We start from the raw sequence: 16,674 nt of genomic DNA, 5'->3' as shown, positions 1-16,674 counted from the left end.
CCGTTTGCAGCCGCCCTAGCCGCTTCCTACATCTGGGCAAAGGAGATCGACTTCATGACCGACTATTTAACCCTGGCCGGTGGCTGTTTCTGGTGCACCGAGGCGGTGTTCAAGGACGTGATCGGCGTCGAGAGCGTCGAGAGCGGCTATATCGGCGGCCACACCGAGGATCCCACCTATCGCGAGGTATGCAGCGGCGGCACCGGCCATGCCGAGGCGATCCGCGTCGGCTTCGATCCCGAACAGGTTTCGCTCGGCGACATCCTCGACATCTTCTTCGCGACCCATGATCCGACCCAGCTGAACCGCCAGGGCAATGACGTCGGCACCCAGTACCGCTCGGCGATCTTCCCGGCGACGGTGATGCAGGAGGAACAGGCCAATCAGGCGATCGCCCGCGCCCAGGCCGACCTCGACCAGCCGATCGTCACCACGATAGAGCAGGCCGACAACTGGTATCCGGCCGAGGATTACCACCAGGATTACTGGGAAACCTCGGGCCGCTCGAACCCCTATTGCATGGCGGTGATCCCGCCCAAGCTCCAGAAGCTGCGCAAGAGCTTCGCTGCCCGCGCGAAGTCGGTCGCCGCCTGATCCAAGCTCCTCCCCGCCGTGCGGGGAGGAACCCTTGGCCGCCGGGCCGGAGCGAGAGGCGCGTCGGCAGGCGAGGCGATGATGGTGGCAGTACCGGCCGCCGAATGGCTCGTCGACGCCACGCGCACGGGCCTGACACGATCGACCTGGATGATCTTCGGCCACCGCGCGATGCTGCGCGTGGGTCTAGATCAAGGGGCGCGTCACCGGAGCCGCAAGCACGACCATCGTCGACGTTTCGCCTACGCCCGGAATGCCCTGCAACACCTTCGATACGAAGTCGGCGAGCGCGGCGACGTCGGACAGCCAGATGCGCAGCAGGTAATCGTAGCTGCCGGTAACCAGCAGGCATTCGGTGATCTCCGGACGCTGCCGCACCGCATCGACAAATTGCGCATGGCCGTCCGGATGGTGCCGGTCGAGCCTGACCGAGACCATCACGCAGACCGTCAGTCCCAGAGCGGCTGAATCGAGGCGGGCAGCATAGCCCTCGATCACGCCCGCCTTTTCCAGCTCGCGGATTCGCCGACCACAGGGAGTCGGTGAAAGCCCGACGCGCTCGGCGACGTCCACCGTGGACAGGCGTCCCTCCACCGAGAGCACGCCAAGGATCCGCCGGTCGATCGCGTCGAGTCTGGGCATCGCAGAAAACTCCAAGAAACGATGATCGTGTGGCCGATTACGCTACCGTTAGTGCATTTCCTGCCGGAGAAAGATCGGAAATCGCGCATTGATGGGGGTATATGATGCCCCAGACGATGGGGATACTCGTGATGCAGGCCAGTAAGCTACCAGTCGCAGCGGCGGTCGCCTCGCTCGTCTCGCTTCAGATCGGCGCCGCGGTCGCCAAAACGATCTTCCCCTTGGTGGGGCCGGAGGGCGTGGCCGCGCTGCGCATTGGTATCGCGGCGATGCTGCTGACGGCGATGTTCCAGCCATGGACCCTGCGCTTGACCGCCTCGGACTGGCCCGGCCTGCTGCTCTACGGAGTCATGATCGGCGCGATGAACCTGCTGATCTATCGGGCCTTCGCGTACATTCCCGTCGGCATAGCGATATCGATCGAGGTGCTGGGCCCGCTCGCGGTCGCCATGATTACATCGCGCCGTGTCTTGGATCTGCTCTGGATCGGCTTTGCGGCGCTGGGGCTGGCATTGCTGCCGCTCGGCTCGGCGGCGGACGGGCTCGATCCACGCGGCGTCGCCTTCGCGCTTGCCGCCGCCCTGTGCTGGGGCCTCTACGTCGCTGTCGGGAGCAGGGTGGCCGGGCACGGTAATCGGGGTGTCGCGGTCGGCATGGTGATCGCGTCACTCGTCGTCCTGCCGTTCGGTATCGGTCATGCGGGGGCGGCGCTGCTCGAACCGCGTGTGCTGGCGTTCGGCCTGGTAGTGGCGGCGCTGTCGAGCGCGATGCCGTTCCTGCTCGACCTGTTCGCACTCCGGCATCTGCCACGCAGCGTCTTCGGTGTGCTGATGAGCGCGTCGCCAGCCGTCAGCGCGGTAGCCGGCATCATCATTCTTCACGAGCGGCTGAGCGTCACCCAATGGAGCGGCATTGCGGCAATCACCCTTGCCTGCGTCGGCACGACGACGCGCTCCGCGCGTGAGGCGCGACGTGCTGCGCTGGACGCCATTTAGTCCTGATAACGAGAACCCGGTGGCATTGGCTGAAGCACCGGAGGTCTGTGAATTGGCCCTTCCCGGAACATGCGCCCGACTGCATTTTCCAAACCGCGTGTCGGGCGCGGGGAGCCGAACGCCGCTTTCCTCTCCTCCGCGTGACGGCTCAGGCATCAGGCCAGCCAGCACCCCGTTTCGACCTAACGCGCTGCCGCCCGTTGCAACCGGTCGTTGATCGCGGCACCGACTCCCTCGTTCGGCACTGGAGCTACCGCAATTCCTGCTGCGCCGGAGGCATCCGCTCGGTGGAGCGCATCGAACAGCCGCGCCGCCGCTTCGTTCAGGTCGCCCGCCGCCGACAATGTATCATCGCCCGCGACCGCTCCGAAACCGATCAGCCACTCGTAACCGGCCCGCGCCGTCGCCTCCAGCCGCAGCGGCTTGGCCGGCGCGTAGTGGAGCGCCAGCTGCCCCGGCGCGACGATGCGGCCGTCCGCATCGACCGGCCCGGCCGCGCCGACCACCGCCGCCACCGCCTCCGCCGTCACCGGCCCCGGCCGCAGCACCTGCCGCCCCCGCACGATCGTCGATTCCACCCCCGCAGCACAGGGACCGTCGTCGATCACCAGCCCCGCCGCCGCGTCCAGGCTGGCGACGACATGCTCCGCCCGCGTCGGGCTCAATCCATTGCTGCGGTTGGCCGACGGCGCCGCCAGCGCCTGCCCGCTCGCGGCGATCAGCGCGCGCATCGCTCGCCCCGCCGGCACCCGGATCGCGATCGTATCGAGCCCCGCCGTCACCAGCGACGCCACGGGTGCTTCCGCGCGCAGCGGCAGCACCAGCGTCAGCGGCCCCGGCCAGAACGCCGTCGCCAGTGCGCGCGCCTCTGCGTCGAACACCGCCAGCGCCTCGGCCGCCGCCAGATCGCCGACATGGACGATCAGCGGGTTGAAGCCAGGCCGCCCCTTGGCCGCATAGATCCGCGCCACCGCCGCCGCATCGGCCGCGTCCGCGGCGAGGCCGTATACCGTCTCGGTCGGCACCGCGACGATACCGCCGGCACGAATCACCGCCGCTGCCTCTTCGATGGCGGCCGTGCCGTAGGGTCGAACGATAGGATTTGGCGCGCTCATGCGCTTGTGCCTATACCAGCCAAAATCCCGGAGAGAACCGTGCCTTTCACGCCCCCCGTCGCCGAGCAGCGCTTCGTCCTTGACCATGTTGTGCGCCTGGCCGATCTCGCCGCCACCGAGCGCTTCGCCGCCGCGAGCGAGGATGTCGTCGACGCGGTGCTGGAGGGCGTCGGCCAGTTTGCCGCCGGCGAATGGGCACCTCTGGCGCGGATCGGCGACACGGTCGGCGCGAAGTGGAGCCCGGACGGCGTCCATATGCCGGACGGCTACCGCCAGGCCTATCACGCCTATGTCGAGGGAGGCTGGGGCACGATCGGCGCGCCGGAGGACTGGGGTGGGCAGGGCCTGCCCTTCGCGCTCCAGACCGCGGTGCTCGACACGCTCGGCACCGCCAACATGGGCTTTGCGCTCTGCCCGACGCTGACGGTCGGCGCGATCGAGGCGCTCCAGCATCACGGCTCGCCGGAACAGCAGGCCGCATACCTGCCCCGTCTCGCCACCGGCGAATGGACCGGCACGATGAACCTGACCGAGCCGCAGGCGGGCAGCGACGTCGGCGCGCTGCGCGCCACCGCCACCCCGCTTGGTGACGGGAAATGGTCGATCAGGGGCACCAAGATCTTCATCTCGTTCGGCGACCACGACATGGCGCCCAACATCGTCCACCTCGTCCTCGCCCGCACGCCCGACGCGCCGGCCGGCACGCGCGGCATCTCGTTGTTCCTCGTACCCAAATATCGCCTGACCGATGCCGGCGAGCCCGGCATCTTCAACGATGTCCGCGTCGTGTCGATCGAACACAAGATGGGCCTCCACGCCTCCCCCACCTGCGTCCTGTCGTTCGGCGACCATGGCGATTGCGTCGGCGAGCTGATCGGGCCGGAGCATGGCGGCATACGCGCGATGTTCACGATGATGAACAACGCCCGCCTCAATGTCGGCCTGCAGGGCGTGCAGGTTGCGGAGGGCGCGACGCAAGGCGCGATCGCCTATGCGCTCGACCGCGTCCAGTCCGCCCGCGCCGGTGCCGCATCGCGTGACTCGGTGGCGATCGCCGAACATCCCGACGTCCGCCGCATGCTGATCCGGATGAAGGCGCAGACCCAGGCCGCCCGCGCGCTGGTCTACTACGCCGCCGGGCAGGTCGACCGCGCCGCGCTGGGCGACGCCGCCGCGCGCGACCGGCTGGAACTGGTCACTCCGCTCGCCAAGGCACACGGCACCGATCTGGGCAACGAGGTCGCCAGCCTCGGCATCCAGGTCCATGGCGGCATGGGCTATGTCGAGGAGACCGGCGCCGCCCAGTATTTCCGCGATGCCCGCATCACCCCGATCTACGAAGGCACCAACGGTATTCAGGCCGCCGATCTGGTCGGCCGCAAGCTGGGCCTGTCGGGCGGTACTGCTTTCGCGAGCCTTATTGCCGACCTGCGCGCCGAGGCCCAGCACCCCGCCCTGATCCGCCTGATCGGGGCGTGCGAAGCGGTCGGCACCCATCTGGCGAGCGCGAGCCACGACGATCGGCTGGCGGGCAGCTATCCCTTCCTGACGATGCTCTCGGTCGCGACCTGCGGCTGGCTGATGGAACGCCAGTCCCGCGCCGCCGCCGGCGAGGACGACTTCGCGCAGATGAAGCGCACGACGACCCGCTTCTACCTCGACCAGATCGTCCCCGAGGCGCTGGGGCTGGAGGCGGCGGCGATGGCCCCCGCGGACGTGCTGTACCAGGTGCCCGCCGCGGTGCTGGCGGCGTAGGTCACTTCCTCCCCTTCCCGCAAGGAAGGGGAGACGGCTCGCCACCCCGCGCCCGGCCCGCTAGTAACCTGCCATGTTCGACCTCGACGCCTACCTCGCCCGCATCGACCTGCCCGCCCGTCCGACGCTCGACGCGGCCGGGCTGGCCCGCCTGCAGCGCGCCCACCGTCTTGCCATTCCGTTCGAGAATCTCGACGTCATGCTCGGTCGCGCCATCGCGATCGACAGCGCGTCGGTCTTCGCCAAGCTCGTCACCGCACGGCGCGGCGGCTATTGTTTCGAGCAGAACCGGCTGTTCGGCGACGCGCTCGCCACCCTCGGCTTCGTCGCCCGGCCGATCCTCGCCCGTGTCTGGCTGGGTATCGACCGCGAGGCGGGGCCGGTACCGCCACTCACCCACACGTTCAGCCTGGTGGCGGTCGCTGGGCGCGAGTGGGTCGCCGACGCGGGCTTCGGCGGCACCTATGCCCCCGTCCTGCCGCTGGAGGACGGTGCCGAGGCGGAGGCGCCCGACGGCGCGCGGTTCCGCCTGACCCGCCATGATCGCGATGGCTGGCTGCTCGAACGCCACGGCGCGGCTGCCAGCACCGATGGCCGCGGTGCCGGTCCTGGCTGGCAGGCGCAGTTCAGTTTCACGCTGGACCGGGTGGCCGACGCAGACCTTGCGCTGGGCAACCACTGGTCGTCGACCGCCCCCGGCACCCGCTTCACCACGCTGCGGATCGTCAGTATCGTCCTGCCGCACGGTTTCGCCGCGCTCACCGACACGCAGTATCGCCGCATCGCCGCCGATCAGGAGACGGCGGGTACGATCACCGACCCGCGCGTCTACCGCATGCGATTGAGCCTGATGTTCGGGATCACCCTGTCGACCGAAGAGGTCGCGGCGCTGGAATTGTTCTGAGAGTTGCCTCCGTCATGCCGGGCTCATCCCGGCATGACGAAAGTTCTATACCCGCTCACGGTCCAGCAGCTCGTCCCACTCCAGCCCGAGCAGGTCGACCGCCTCGACGATCCGCGGCCAGTGCACCGTGCGAAACGTCTCGCGCTCTGCCGCGCGCAGCCGCTCGGCAGCGCCGGGCAGCACGAACATGCCGATTCCGCGCCGCACCTCGACATGGCCATCGTCCTGGAAACCCTGATAGGCCTTGGCCACCGTCAGCGGATTGGCGCCGTGTTCGGCGGCAAAGGCGCGAACCGAGGGCAGCTGGTCGCCCGGACGATAGTCACCGCGCAGGATGCCCGCGGTGATCGCGCGGCGCAGGCGCAGATATACGGGGCTATCCTCGTTGCTCAGGGCTGTCATGGTGCCTTAATACAGCAGTCGCGACGGAAGTCGACTCACCAGTGACAAACGATTTTGGCCATATCGGGACGCGGCCGTTCCTCCAGCGGTCGCCCCGGCGTACCGATGAAGACGAACCCGACGATGCGCTCGCCAGGCCGCCCCAATCCGTCGCGCACCGCGTCGCTGAACGCCGGCCAGCCGGTCAGCCAGCCGCCTGCGAACCCCAGCGCGCCTGCCGCATGGAGCAGGTTCATGCACGCTGCGCCCGCAGACATCTCCTGCTCGAACAGCGGGATATGGCTGTCGGGGCGTGGGCTCGACAGCACCACGACCAGCGTGGGCGCCTGTCGCGCGAATTGGTCGAGCGACGCGATCTCGGTCGCCGACGCGCCCGGCCGCTCGGCGCGATAGGCATCCAGGATCAGCGCCGACAGCCGGTCGCGGTCGTCGACCACCACGAACCGCCACGGCGCCAGCTTGCCGTGATCCGGCGTCCGCGCCGCCAGCTCCAGCATCTGCGCCAGTGTCGCCGCGTCAGGGCCGGGTGCGACCAGATCGCGCGGCTTGCCCGAGCGGCGGGTGGCGAGAAAGGCGGCGGGGCTGGACAGGTCGTTGAACATGCAGCGCCCTTACCGTCATGACCGAAACTTTACACCCGCCCCGTTGCCGCTACGGTCGCGCGCAACGATATTTCGGAGAGTGGCGTAACGATGGCGACAGTGAGTGAGGGCGGGGCCGCCCCGATCCGCGGCGGCGTGCCCGCACATGCGAAGATGTTTCTCGGCCATCCCCGCGGCCTGTTCATGCTGTTCTTCGTGGAGATGTGGGAGCGCTTCTCGTTCTACGGCATGCGCGCCATCCTGGTGCTCTATCTGACCAAGCATTTCCTGCTGGGCGAGCAGCCCGCCTATGCCACCTACGGCGCCTACACCTCGCTGGTCTACATCACCCCGATCATCGGCGGCTATCTGGCCGACAAATATCTCGGCGCACGCAAGGCGGTGTTCGCGGGCGCGATCTTCATCACCCTCGGCCACCTGCTGCTGGCGCTGGTCGAAGGGCCGCAAGGCGTGCAGGGCGCGACGCTCAGCGGCTTCCACGCCGGGCTCGGCCTCATCATCATCGGCACCGGATTTCTGAAGGGCAATATATCGGTGCTGGTCGGCGGACTCTACCCGCGCGACGACCTGCGCCGCGACGGTGCGTTCTCGATCTTCTACATGGGGATCAACACCGGCGCGTTCGTCGGCCCGCTGATCGTCGGCGCGCTGGGCGAGACGGTCGGCTGGGCCTGGGGCTTCGGCGCGGCCGGCATCGGCATGGCGCTGGGGCTGGTCGTCTTCACCCTGTTCCAACGCGAGCTGCACGGCGTTGGCGAGCCTCCGGCGCCCGCTCGCCTCACTGCGCGCACGAACCTGGGCGTATCGACCGAGTGGCTGATCTACCTGGGCGCAACCGCCGCAGTGCTGGTGTCGTGGTGGCTGGTCGGCAACCAGGGGGTGGTCGGCACCATGCTGATCGTCGCGTCGGTGGTAACGATCGGCTATATCCTGATGACCAGCTTTCGTGACCTGGGGCGTGAGGATCGCCACCGTATCTTCGCTGCCCTGTTCCTTATCGCGCTGTGCCCGCTGTTCTGGGCACTGTTCGAACAGACCGGGTCGTCGCTGAACATCTATACCGACCAGCGGGTCGATCGCTCGCTGTTCGGCCTGGCAATTCCGGCATCGGTCTTCCAGTCGGTCAATCCGTTCTTCATCATCACGCTGGCGCCGATTTTCGGTGCGCTGTGGATCAAGCTGGCCCGCCGCGGGCTGGAGCCGAGTGCGCCGTTCAAATTCGGCATCGGCCTGATCCTGATCGGCGCAGGCTTCTTCGTGCTGACCTGGGGGGCACCGACTGAGGGGCTGACCCCGGCGATCATCATCATCCTGCTCTATGCCTGTCACTCAATGGCAGAACTGTGCTTCTCGCCAGTCGGCCTATCGTCAATGACGCGGCTGTCGGTCGGCAGCATGACCGGGCTGATGATGGGCACCTGGTTCCTGTCGACTGCGGCGGGCAATTTCATCGCCGGCCTGATCGCGCAGGCGACCGGGGGCGAGGGTGCAGGGCCGGAACAGGTGCTGGAGGTCTATGGCCGGATCGGCTGGTTCGCGATCGGCGTCGGCGTCGTCGTGCTGGTGATCGCCCCCTTCGTCGCGAAGCTGATGCACCTCGGCACGCTGGGCGATACCGACGACCACGTCCTCGCCGGCGAACGCGAACTGGCCGAACCCGCCGCTCCGGGTCCGCATCCCGAGCTGACGCGGAAGGGCTGACCCCCTCTCTCCGTCACCCCAGCGCAGGCTGGGGTGACGTGCGGTGAGAAAGCAGCTGTTTTCGCGCGAAGACGCGAAGACGCGGAGGGTTCCGCGCGCGGTAGCGCGCTACTAATACCCCGGCCGGCGATGAAGAGCTGCCGCGCGGCTGGATGCGGCATCTCCGCGCCTCCGCGCCTCCGCGTGAACCCAATTTCCTCTCTTCGCGTCTTAGCGTCTTGGCGCGAACAACCCTCTTCCCCGCATCTTTGCGCGACCTATCCCCGCTCCACCCGCGCCACATAACCCGTGACGGCCACGTCCATCGTCACATTGCCGACCGTGCGGAACAGATCCGGGATCGTCTCCACCGCGACCAGCAGCGCCAGCGCTTCCAGCGGCACGCCCATCGCCAGCGCCACCGGTGCGACGCTGGCGAAGAAGCTGATCGTGCCCGGCAGCGATACCGACCCCATCGTCGTGATCGCCGCCGTCGCCACGCCTGCGGCCATGGCGCCCGCGCCGATCGGCGTGCCCGTCAGCGCCGCGACATAGAGGGCGACGGACAGGTTCATCGCCGGACTGGTCGCGCGGAACACCGCCACCGCCATCGGCAGCACGATGCCCGCGGTCGCCGGCGGCGCGCCCAGCCGCTCCGTGGCATTCAGCATCGCTGGCAGGCTTGCCAGCGACGACTGGGTCGACAGCGCCACCGCCTGCGCCGGCGCCACCGTCCGGGCGAAGCGCGCCACGCTGACCCGCGCCCCGATCGCGGCGACGGGATAGGCAAGCACCAGCACCACCAGCCCGATCGACGACACCATCGCGATATAGTGTGCCAGCGCTCCCACCGCGGCCGCGCCGGTCCGTGCGCCGACGCCGTACGCCAGCATGAACACGCCGATCGGCGCCAGCTTCAGCACCCAGCCGACGATCACCAGCATCGCCTCGACCAGCGCCTGGAACAGCCCGGTCAGCCGCTCGCGCGATACCGGCGCCAGCTGTGCCGTCGCAAAGCCCAGCACCAGTGCGAACACCGTCAGCGGCAGGAACGCGTCCGCCGCCGCTGCCGCGACGACGTTGCTCGGCACCACCGTGTCGAAAAATGCGGCGAGCCCCGGCACCTCGCCGCTCGGCCCCGCGCCGCTCAGGCTGCGCCGCAGCGCCGCCGCCCATGGTGGCGGCAGCGGAAAGGCGCGCAGCAGCATCGGCATCAGCACCGCCGCGATCAGCGTCGTGGTCCACAGCACCGCGACGAAGCTCGCCAGCGCCCGTGCCGCGATGCGCCCGGCGCGCGCTGCCTCGGCAGCGGCGGCGATGCCGGTGACGATCAGGCCCGTTACCAGCGGCACGATCACCATCTGCAAGCCGTGCAGCCAGGCCGAACCGATCGGCTGCGTCACCGCCGTCGCCGCGATCGCCCAGCCGGCGTGCCATTCCGCCGCGGCCATGCCGATCGCCAGCCCGGCGACCAGCGCGGTCAATATCCTCGTCGCCTGCGACATGCTCGCGCTCCCCGCCTCCTTGCGCTATCGCGCGCTCCAACGAGCAGCGGACGGGAAGCGGCAGGTGATGGCAAGGAAATATTTCGGCACCGACGGCATTCGCGGCGCCACCAACGCCGGCGCGATGACCGCGGCGATGGCGATGAAGGTCGGCATGGCGGCCGGTGCCTATTTCCTGCGGGGCGGGCACAAGCACCGCGTCGTCATCGGCAAGGACACGCGACTGTCGGGTTATATGCTGGAATCGGCGCTGGTCGCGGGCTTCACCTCGGTCGGCATGGACGTGGTGATGACCGGGCCGCTGCCCACCCCCGCCATCGCGATGCTGACCCAGTCGATGCGCGCCGATATCGGCGTGATGATCTCGGCCAGCCACAATCCCTTCGCCGACAACGGTATCAAGCTGTTCGGCCCCGACGGCTACAAGCTGTCCGACGAGGCGGAGGAGGCGATCGAGGCGCTGATTGACGGCGACGTTCCCCTCGCCCCGTCCGCCCAGATCGGCCGCGCCAAGCGGATCGACGATGCGCAGGGGCGCTACATCCACTTCGCCAAGTCCACCTTTCCGCCCAACCTCCGCCTCGACGGGATGCGCGTCGTGATCGACTGCGCGCATGGCGCCGCCTACAAGGTCGCACCTGCCGCCCTGTGGGAACTGGGTGCCGACATCATCGCGATCGGGGTCACGCCCGACGGCACCAACATCAACGACGGCGTCGGCTCCACCGCGCCGCAGGCACTGGGCGAGACGGTGGTAGCATCGGGCGCCGATATCGGCATCGCGCTCGACGGTGACGCCGACCGCCTGATCGTCGTCGACGAGCGCGGCCGGGTGGTCGACGGCGACCAGCTGATGGCGACGATCGCCGCCGCCTGGGCGCGCGCCGGTCGGCTGGCGGGCGGCGGGCTGGTCGCGACGGTCATGTCCAACCTCGGCCTGGAACGCCACCTCGCGACGCAGGGCCTGGACCTGATCCGCACCAAGGTCGGCGACCGCCATGTGCTGGAAGCGATGCGCGCGAAAGGCTATAATGTCGGCGGCGAGCAGTCGGGCCACATCATCCTGTCCGACTATGCGACCACCGGCGACGGGCTGGTCGCCGCGCTCCAGATCCTGGCCGAGGTGAAGCGTGCCGGCGCGCCCGCCAGCGAGGTGCTGCACCGCTTCGATCCGCTGCCCCAGCTGCTCCGCAACGTCCGCTTCGCCGGCGGCAAGCCGCTCGACGCCGCCCCGGTCAAGGCCAGCATCGCCGCCGCCGAGGCGCAGCTGGAGGGCCGTGGCCGCGTCCTGATCCGTCCCTCCGGCACCGAACCGGTGATCCGCGTCATGGCGGAGGGCGAGGACGCCGCCGAGGTCGAGCAGGTCGTGGCAAACATCTGCGACGCGATCCAGGCCGCCGCCTGATGCTGGCGATGCACCCGGAGTGCCAGCGCTGCGGCACCGACCTCCCCGCCGACGCGGGCGGCGCCTTCATCTGCTCGTTCGAGTGCACCTTCTGCGCCGACTGCGCCGACGAACTGGACGAGCGCTGCCCGAACTGCGGCGGCGAGCTGCTCGATCGTCCCACTCGCACCGCCGCCGCGCAGAAGCGCGCCGCCATCCGGTGACGCCACCTCGCATCCTCATCGTCGCCGGCTCCGATTCCGGCGGCGGCGCCGGCATCCAGGCCGATATCAAGACGGTGACGATGCTCGGCGGCTTCGCCATGACCGCAATCACCGCGATCACCGCGCAGAACACGCTCGGCGTCCAGGCGGTGCACCCGATCCCGCCCGAGATGGTCGTCGCGCAGATGCGCAGCGTCATCGACGATCTGGGCGTGGACGCGGTCAAGATCGGCATGATCGGCTCCGCCGAAACGGCCCACGCGGTCGCCGATGTGCTGGAGGGCCTGCCAGTCCCTCATCCCATCGTCTTCGATCCCGTCATGATCGCGACCAGCGGCGCCGTGCTGGCCGACGAGGCGACCGTCGCCGCCTTCACCCGCCTGATGAAGCTTGCCACGATCGTCACCCCCAACCTGCCCGAACTGGCCGCGCTCGGCGGCGAGGCGGCGATCCGCGCCCACGGCCCCGCGCTGCTGGTGAAGGGTGGCCACGGCGAGGGTCATCGCATCGAGGACCGCCTCGTCACTGCCGACGAGGAAACGCTCTGGTGGCATGACCGCATCGACACACCGCACAGCCACGGCACGGGCTGTACGCTGGCGAGTGCCATCGCCACCGGGCTTGGGCAGGGGCTGAACCTCACCGAGACCTGCGCGCGCGCCATCGGATATGTTCAGGCCACGCTCGCCGCCGCTCCCGGTTTCGGCCACGGCCACGGACCGATGGGGCACGCGCTTGGCGCCACCCCTTATGCCGTAATCGCGGCCGCCTGATGCCTCACCTCCGCCACGAGAAGCTCCACCCTACCCCCGTCGTCGGCGTCGACGAGGCCGGTCGCGGCCCGCTCGCCGGCCCGGTGGTTGCCGCCGCCGTCGTCCTCCCCGCCCGCGGCGTCCCGCGCGGCATCGACGATTCGAAGAAACTCTCCACCGCCGAGCGCGAGCGCCTGTTCGGCCGCCTCTCCGACTGCGCGCAGATCGGCATCGGCATCGTCGAACCTGACGAGATCGACCGCCTCAACATCTACTGGGCGACGATGAAGGCGATGACGCTGGCGGTCGACCGGCTGTGCGAAGGACTGGGCTGCCCGCCCGGCCATGTCCTGGTCGACGGCAACCGCCTGCCACGCTGGAGCTACACCGCCACCGCCATTGTCTCGGGCGACGCGCACAGCCTGTCGATCGCCGCCGCCTCGATCGTCGCCAAGCACACCCGCGACCGCATCATGCTCGCCCATGCCGAGGCGTATCCGCTCTACAACTGGCACTCGAACAAGGGCTATGGCTGCCGCCATCACCTCGCCGCCCTGCGTGAACACGGCCCCACACCGCTCCACCGGCGCAGCTTCGCGCCCGTCGCGGCGGCTTTCGCCGCGATGAGTCCTGCATGACACAGTCGCAACATCTTGCGTGCTCCCGCCCCATCGGGCCGCTACCCATACCGCTCCACCGCGCCCGCTCGTGGCGTTCATGGTTTCGCAAGGCTTGTCGTTAACCATTGTCCGCTTGACGGATTCCGCGTGCGCGGCACTGTAGGCGACCAGAAGGGGACGGGACTTGGGGGCAGTTCAGACGATCGCGCGGCCACGCGCAGCCGCGGACGACTCCGCCACGCTGCCGCTCGACACCATCCTGACCGCCGACTGCATCGCCGCGATGAAGGCGCTGCCCGCCGCGTCGGTCGACATGATCTTCGCCGACCCGCCCTATAACCTCCAGCTCGGCGGCGAGCTGTTTCGGCCCGACGGCACCCATGTCGACGCGGTGACCGACGACTGGGACAAGTTCGACAGCCTGAAGCATTACGACGCCTTCACCCGCGCCTGGCTGGCAGAGGCGCACCGCACCCTGAAGCCGAACGGCACGATCTGGGTGATCGGCAGCTATCACAACATCTTCCGCGTCGGCGCGACGGTGCAGGATCTTGGCTTCTGGATCCTCAACGACATCGTCTGGCGCAAATCGAACCCGATGCCCAATTTCCGCGGCACACGCTTCACCAACGCGCACGAGACGCTGATCTGGGCGTCGAAAGGCGAGAAGGCGAAATACACCTTCAACTACCGCGCGATGAAGACCCTGAACGACGAGTTGCAGATGCGCTCCGACTGGGAATTCCCGATCTGCGGGGGGCAGGAGCGGCTGAAGAAGGATGGCCACAAAGTCCACCCGACCCAGAAACCGGAGGCGCTGCTCTATCGCATCCTGCTCGCCTGCACGAAGCCGGGCGACGTGGTGCTCGACCCGTTCTTCGGCACCGGCACCACCGGCGCGGTCGCCAAGCGGCTTGGTCGCCACTGGATCGGGATCGAGCGCGAACGCGGCTACGTCGCTGCCGCGACGCAGCGGATCGAGGCGGCGCTGCCGCTCGACGAATCCGCCGTCGCCACGATGCAGAGCCCGCGCCAGCAGCCCAAGGTCGCCTTCGGCACTTTGGTCGAGAACGACTATCTGACCCCCGGTGCAATCCTGACCGACGCGAAGCGCCGCTACCGCGTCACCGTGCGGGCCGACGGATCCCTGGTCAGCGAGTGCGGTGCGGTCGGCTCGATCCACAAGCTCGGCGCGGCGCTTCAGGGCGCGCCCGCCTGCAACGGCTGGACCTTCTGGCACTACGAAGCCGACGGCGCCGGCCTCCGCCCGATCGATGCGCTGCGCCAGACATGGCTGCTCGCGACCCAGCCCTGACGGCCGCCACTTGGTCGACTATCTCCGCCCTGTCCGCTTCGTCGATACGCCCGTCGGCCTGCCGGACGGTGAGGTCGCGCGACTGGCCGGCGGGATGCTGTGGTTCTCCGCCTATGAGGTGACCGCCGGAGCCGATCGCATCACCGTGCCGGTCGCCGAGATCGACCGCCACGGCGTCCGCGCCGCCGCGCTCCACGCGCGCATCGTCGCGCCGCGTGCGCCGCTGGTGCTGGGCGACCGTACGTTGCGCTTCGACCAGCCCCAGGTCGCCGGCATCCTGAACGTCACGCCCGACAGCTTCTCGGACGGCGGTCGCCACGTGGACGATCCCGCCGCCGCCGCCGCGACCGGCACCGACATGCTCGCCGCGGGTGCCGCGCTGGTCGACCTGGGTGGTGAATCGACCCGCCCCGGCGCCACCACGGTCTGGGAGGGTGACGAGATCGCCCGCACCGTGCCGGTGATCGAGCGGCTGGCAGCCGGCGGCGCGCTGGTGTCGATCGACACGCGCAAGGCCGCGGTGATGGAGGCCGCGCTGGCGGCCGGCGCGCGCATCGTCAACGACGTCTCGGCGCTGTTGTGGGATGCGGGCGCGTTGGCGGTCGTGGCCCGCGCCGGCTGCCCGGTCGTGCTGATGCACTCGCCCGATCCAGACAAGGGCGGCCATGGCCGCGTCACCTACCGGGACGTGGTCGGCGACGTCTTCGCCTGGCTGGAAACGCGGATCGACGCCGTCGTAGCCGGCGGCGTCGCGCGCGAGCGGATCATGGTCGATCCCGGCATCGGCTTCGGCAAGTCGCTGGCCGACAATCTCGCACTGGTGAACGGCCTCGCAACGTTCCACGGACTCGGCTGCCCCGTGATGCTGGGGGCCAGCCGCAAGCGGATGATCGGCGCCCTGTCGAATGAAGCCCCGGTCGCCGAGCGCCTGGGCGGCAGCATCGCCCTTGCGCTCAGGGGCGCCGACGCCGGCGCCCAGTTGCTGCGCGTCCATGACGCGCCCGAGACGGTGCAGGCCCTGCGCATCTGGCGCGGCCTGCGAGATCGCGCGCTGGTTGGGCGGTAATTCCTACGACCTGTCGTCACGCCTCGGACATCTTCCCCTGATTGTCATTGGGGAATGGCCTGGTCCTCTTCTCCCGTCATCCCGCAGGCGGGGATGACGGACATGGGTGAAGCCGATGACGGCACACCACTCAACGATTGATCTGTATAAATCCCCGCCCCCTCGCTTAAAGAGCATCCATCGCACGCGCCGCGCGTTCGCCCGACTTGCCCCGATGGAGACAGCTGAATGATCGTCGACGCCGCACCGCGCATGAGCCAGATCGTGCGCGAGGTGTGGAAACCGCTGCTGGTGCTCGCGGTGTGGGACGTGATCGTCACGGTCACCTATTTCGTCCTACCGTTCAAGGCACCGTCGCTGCCGCTCACCCTGTTCGGCTCGGCCCTGGCGCTGTTCCTCGGCTTCCGCGACAATTCCGCCTATCAGCGCTGGTGGGAGGGCCGGGTCCTGTGGGGCGCGATGATCAACGCGTCGCGCAACATCGCCCGTGCTGCCCGCAACTTCCTGCCCGATCCCGACGCGCAGGACCTGAAGCGTTCGATCGTGCTGCGCCAGATCGCCTATGTGAACGCGCTGCGCTGCCAGTTGCGTCGGCAGGAGCGCGACGGCGAAGTGCTGCGCTTCCTGTCGCGGGGCGAGGCGGAGCCGGCGCTGGCCCGCGTCAACACCGCCAACGGGCTGCTCGACGGCACCGGCCGCCGCATCGACGATGCCCGGCGGAAAGGCTGGATCGACACCATCCAGCAGACCCAGATGGAGGCGGTACTGGTCGACATCGCCAATGCGCAGGGCGGGATGGAACGGCTGAAGAACACGCCGCTGCCCAACCAGTATCGCTTCTTCCCGACCTTCTTCACTCATTTGTTCTGCGTGCTGCTGCCGATCGGGCTGGTCGAATCGCTCGGTTTCGCGACGCCGCTCGGTTCGACCATCGCGGGGCTGATGTTCCTGGCAGTGCTCCAGATCGGCGACGACCTGGTTGATCCCTTTGCCGACACGGTGCACGACGTGCCGCTGTCGGCGATGTGCCGGACGATCGAGATCGATCTGCTCCAGGCGATCGGCGATGCCCCGCCCGAACCGCTGAAGCCGGTCGATGGGGTGCTGTGGTGAGATTGA

The 16,674-nt window shown here is 68.8% G+C and carries 17 protein-coding genes; 12 read left to right on the top strand and 5 right to left on the bottom strand.

The features are described 5' to 3' along the window. The first annotated feature begins 54 nt into the window (after positions 1-54). A complete protein-coding gene (gene msrA, locus Q5H91_RS13080) occupies positions 55-594 on the top strand; it encodes a peptide-methionine (S)-S-oxide reductase MsrA (RefSeq protein ID WP_305173862.1) in 540 nt (179 codons plus the stop codon). Between the two features lie 186 nt (positions 595-780). Here msrA and Q5H91_RS13075 read toward each other — a convergent pair whose 3' ends face one another. Further along, positions 781-1,236 carry an Lrp/AsnC family transcriptional regulator gene (locus tag Q5H91_RS13075; RefSeq protein ID WP_305173861.1) on the bottom strand — a complete coding sequence of 152 codons (456 nt, stop codon included), beginning with the start codon at positions 1,234-1,236 and terminating at the stop codon, positions 781-783. A gap of 116 nt (positions 1,237-1,352) precedes the next feature. Here Q5H91_RS13075 and Q5H91_RS13070 point away from each other — a divergent pair, with 116 nt between their 5' ends. After that, positions 1,353-2,231 (top strand): EamA family transporter, encoded by an 879-nt coding sequence (locus Q5H91_RS13070; RefSeq protein WP_305173860.1) that lies wholly within the window; start codon positions 1,353-1,355, stop codon positions 2,229-2,231. A 182-nt stretch (positions 2,232-2,413) separates the two neighbouring features. Here Q5H91_RS13070 and Q5H91_RS13065 read toward each other — a convergent pair whose 3' ends face one another. Beyond that, positions 2,414-3,346, bottom strand: a complete 933-nt coding sequence (locus Q5H91_RS13065; protein ID WP_305173859.1) for an L-threonylcarbamoyladenylate synthase — start codon at positions 3,344-3,346, stop codon at positions 2,414-2,416. A gap of 39 nt (positions 3,347-3,385) precedes the next feature. Here Q5H91_RS13065 and Q5H91_RS13060 point away from each other — a divergent pair, with 39 nt between their 5' ends. Both Q5H91_RS13060 and Q5H91_RS13055 read left to right on the top strand, forming a co-directional pair. Further along, positions 3,386-5,101: an acyl-CoA dehydrogenase family protein gene (locus Q5H91_RS13060; RefSeq protein WP_305173858.1), complete on the top strand. Its 1,716-nt coding sequence runs from the start codon at positions 3,386-3,388 to the stop codon at positions 5,099-5,101. A 73-nt stretch (positions 5,102-5,174) separates the two neighbouring features. Continuing rightward, complete coding sequence (locus Q5H91_RS13055; RefSeq protein ID WP_305173857.1) at positions 5,175-6,005, top strand: arylamine N-acetyltransferase family protein; 831 nt, start codon at positions 5,175-5,177, stop codon at positions 6,003-6,005. 45 nt (positions 6,006-6,050) lie between these two features. Here the strand turns inward: Q5H91_RS13055 and Q5H91_RS13050 are convergent, their stop codons facing one another. Then, the gene (locus tag Q5H91_RS13050; RefSeq protein ID WP_305173856.1) at positions 6,051-6,407 is read right to left on the bottom strand and encodes a GntR family transcriptional regulator; all 357 of its coding nucleotides are present in this window, start codon (positions 6,405-6,407) and stop codon (positions 6,051-6,053) included. 35 nt (positions 6,408-6,442) lie between these two features. After that, complete coding sequence (locus Q5H91_RS13045; protein WP_305173855.1) at positions 6,443-7,009, bottom strand: nitroreductase family protein; 567 nt, start codon at positions 7,007-7,009, stop codon at positions 6,443-6,445. A gap of 90 nt (positions 7,010-7,099) precedes the next feature. Here Q5H91_RS13045 and Q5H91_RS13040 point away from each other — a divergent pair, with 90 nt between their 5' ends. Continuing rightward, positions 7,100-8,710, top strand: a complete 1,611-nt coding sequence (locus tag Q5H91_RS13040; RefSeq protein WP_305173854.1) for a peptide MFS transporter — start codon at positions 7,100-7,102, stop codon at positions 8,708-8,710. Positions 8,711-8,967: 257 nt separating this feature from the next. Here the strand turns inward: Q5H91_RS13040 and Q5H91_RS13035 are convergent, their stop codons facing one another. Next, positions 8,968-10,194 (bottom strand): dicarboxylate/amino acid:cation symporter, encoded by a 1,227-nt coding sequence (locus Q5H91_RS13035; protein ID WP_305173853.1) that lies wholly within the window; start codon positions 10,192-10,194, stop codon positions 8,968-8,970. A gap of 67 nt (positions 10,195-10,261) precedes the next feature. Here Q5H91_RS13035 and glmM point away from each other — a divergent pair, with 67 nt between their 5' ends. The 7 genes from glmM to Q5H91_RS13000 all read left to right on the top strand — a co-directional run bounded on the left by glmM (position 10,262) and on the right by Q5H91_RS13000 (position 16,668). Then, complete coding sequence (glmM, locus tag Q5H91_RS13030; protein ID WP_305173948.1) at positions 10,262-11,599, top strand: phosphoglucosamine mutase; 1,338 nt, start codon at positions 10,262-10,264, stop codon at positions 11,597-11,599. After that, on the top strand, positions 11,599-11,802 hold the full coding sequence (locus Q5H91_RS13025; protein WP_305173852.1) for a DUF1272 domain-containing protein: 204 nt from the start codon (positions 11,599-11,601) through the stop codon (positions 11,800-11,802). Before glmM ends, Q5H91_RS13025 begins: the two co-directional genes overlap by 1 nt. Beyond that, positions 11,799-12,575, top strand: coding sequence for a bifunctional hydroxymethylpyrimidine kinase/phosphomethylpyrimidine kinase (gene thiD, locus Q5H91_RS13020; RefSeq protein ID WP_305173851.1), 777 nt, complete (start codon positions 11,799-11,801; stop codon positions 12,573-12,575). The genes Q5H91_RS13025 and thiD overlap by 4 nt, the downstream gene beginning before the upstream one ends. Further along, the gene (rnhB, locus tag Q5H91_RS13015) at positions 12,575-13,192 is read left to right on the top strand and encodes a ribonuclease HII (protein WP_305173850.1); all 618 of its coding nucleotides are present in this window, start codon (positions 12,575-12,577) and stop codon (positions 13,190-13,192) included. The genes thiD and rnhB overlap by 1 nt, the downstream gene beginning before the upstream one ends. A gap of 166 nt (positions 13,193-13,358) precedes the next feature. After that, a complete protein-coding gene (locus Q5H91_RS13010; RefSeq protein WP_305173849.1) occupies positions 13,359-14,489 on the top strand; it encodes a site-specific DNA-methyltransferase in 1,131 nt (376 codons plus the stop codon). Positions 14,490-14,499: 10 nt separating this feature from the next. Continuing rightward, entirely contained in the window at positions 14,500-15,555 is a 1,056-nt protein-coding gene (folP, locus tag Q5H91_RS13005; protein ID WP_305173848.1) for a dihydropteroate synthase, read from the top strand. Between the two features lie 228 nt (positions 15,556-15,783). Continuing rightward, positions 15,784-16,668: a bestrophin family protein gene (locus tag Q5H91_RS13000; RefSeq protein ID WP_305173847.1), complete on the top strand. Its 885-nt coding sequence runs from the start codon at positions 15,784-15,786 to the stop codon at positions 16,666-16,668. Positions 16,669-16,674 lie beyond the last annotated feature (6 nt).

It is taken from the genome of Sphingomonas aurea (assembly GCF_030678875.1).
In the GTDB taxonomy this organism is placed as follows: Bacteria; Pseudomonadota; Alphaproteobacteria; order Sphingomonadales; family Sphingomonadaceae; genus Sphingomonas; species Sphingomonas aurea.
The sequence above is the reverse complement of the archived record's forward strand: the minus strand, read 5'-3'. Positions and strand labels throughout refer to the sequence as shown.

Coding starts and splice junctions, on each gene's coding strand:
- msrA (WP_305173862.1), top strand. CDS start 55: ATGACCGACTATTTAACCCTGGCCGGTGGCTGTTTCTGGTGCACCGAG.
- Q5H91_RS13075 (WP_305173861.1), bottom strand. CDS start 1,236: ATGCCCAGACTCGACGCGATCGACCGGCGGATCCTTGGCGTGCTCTCG.
- Q5H91_RS13070 (WP_305173860.1), top strand. CDS start 1,353: ATGGGGATACTCGTGATGCAGGCCAGTAAGCTACCAGTCGCAGCGGCG.
- Q5H91_RS13065 (WP_305173859.1), bottom strand. CDS start 3,346: ATGAGCGCGCCAAATCCTATCGTTCGACCCTACGGCACGGCCGCCATC.
- Q5H91_RS13055 (WP_305173857.1), top strand. CDS start 5,175: ATGTTCGACCTCGACGCCTACCTCGCCCGCATCGACCTGCCCGCCCGT.
- Q5H91_RS13050 (WP_305173856.1), bottom strand. CDS start 6,407: ATGACAGCCCTGAGCAACGAGGATAGCCCCGTATATCTGCGCCTGCGC.
- Q5H91_RS13045 (WP_305173855.1), bottom strand. CDS start 7,009: ATGTTCAACGACCTGTCCAGCCCCGCCGCCTTTCTCGCCACCCGCCGC.
- Q5H91_RS13040 (WP_305173854.1), top strand. CDS start 7,100: ATGGCGACAGTGAGTGAGGGCGGGGCCGCCCCGATCCGCGGCGGCGTG.
- Q5H91_RS13035 (WP_305173853.1), bottom strand. CDS start 10,194: ATGTCGCAGGCGACGAGGATATTGACCGCGCTGGTCGCCGGGCTGGCG.
- glmM (WP_305173948.1), top strand. CDS start 10,262: ATGGCAAGGAAATATTTCGGCACCGACGGCATTCGCGGCGCCACCAAC.
- Q5H91_RS13025 (WP_305173852.1), top strand. CDS start 11,599: ATGCTGGCGATGCACCCGGAGTGCCAGCGCTGCGGCACCGACCTCCCC.
- rnhB (WP_305173850.1), top strand. CDS start 12,575: ATGCCTCACCTCCGCCACGAGAAGCTCCACCCTACCCCCGTCGTCGGC.
- Q5H91_RS13000 (WP_305173847.1), top strand. CDS start 15,784: ATGATCGTCGACGCCGCACCGCGCATGAGCCAGATCGTGCGCGAGGTG.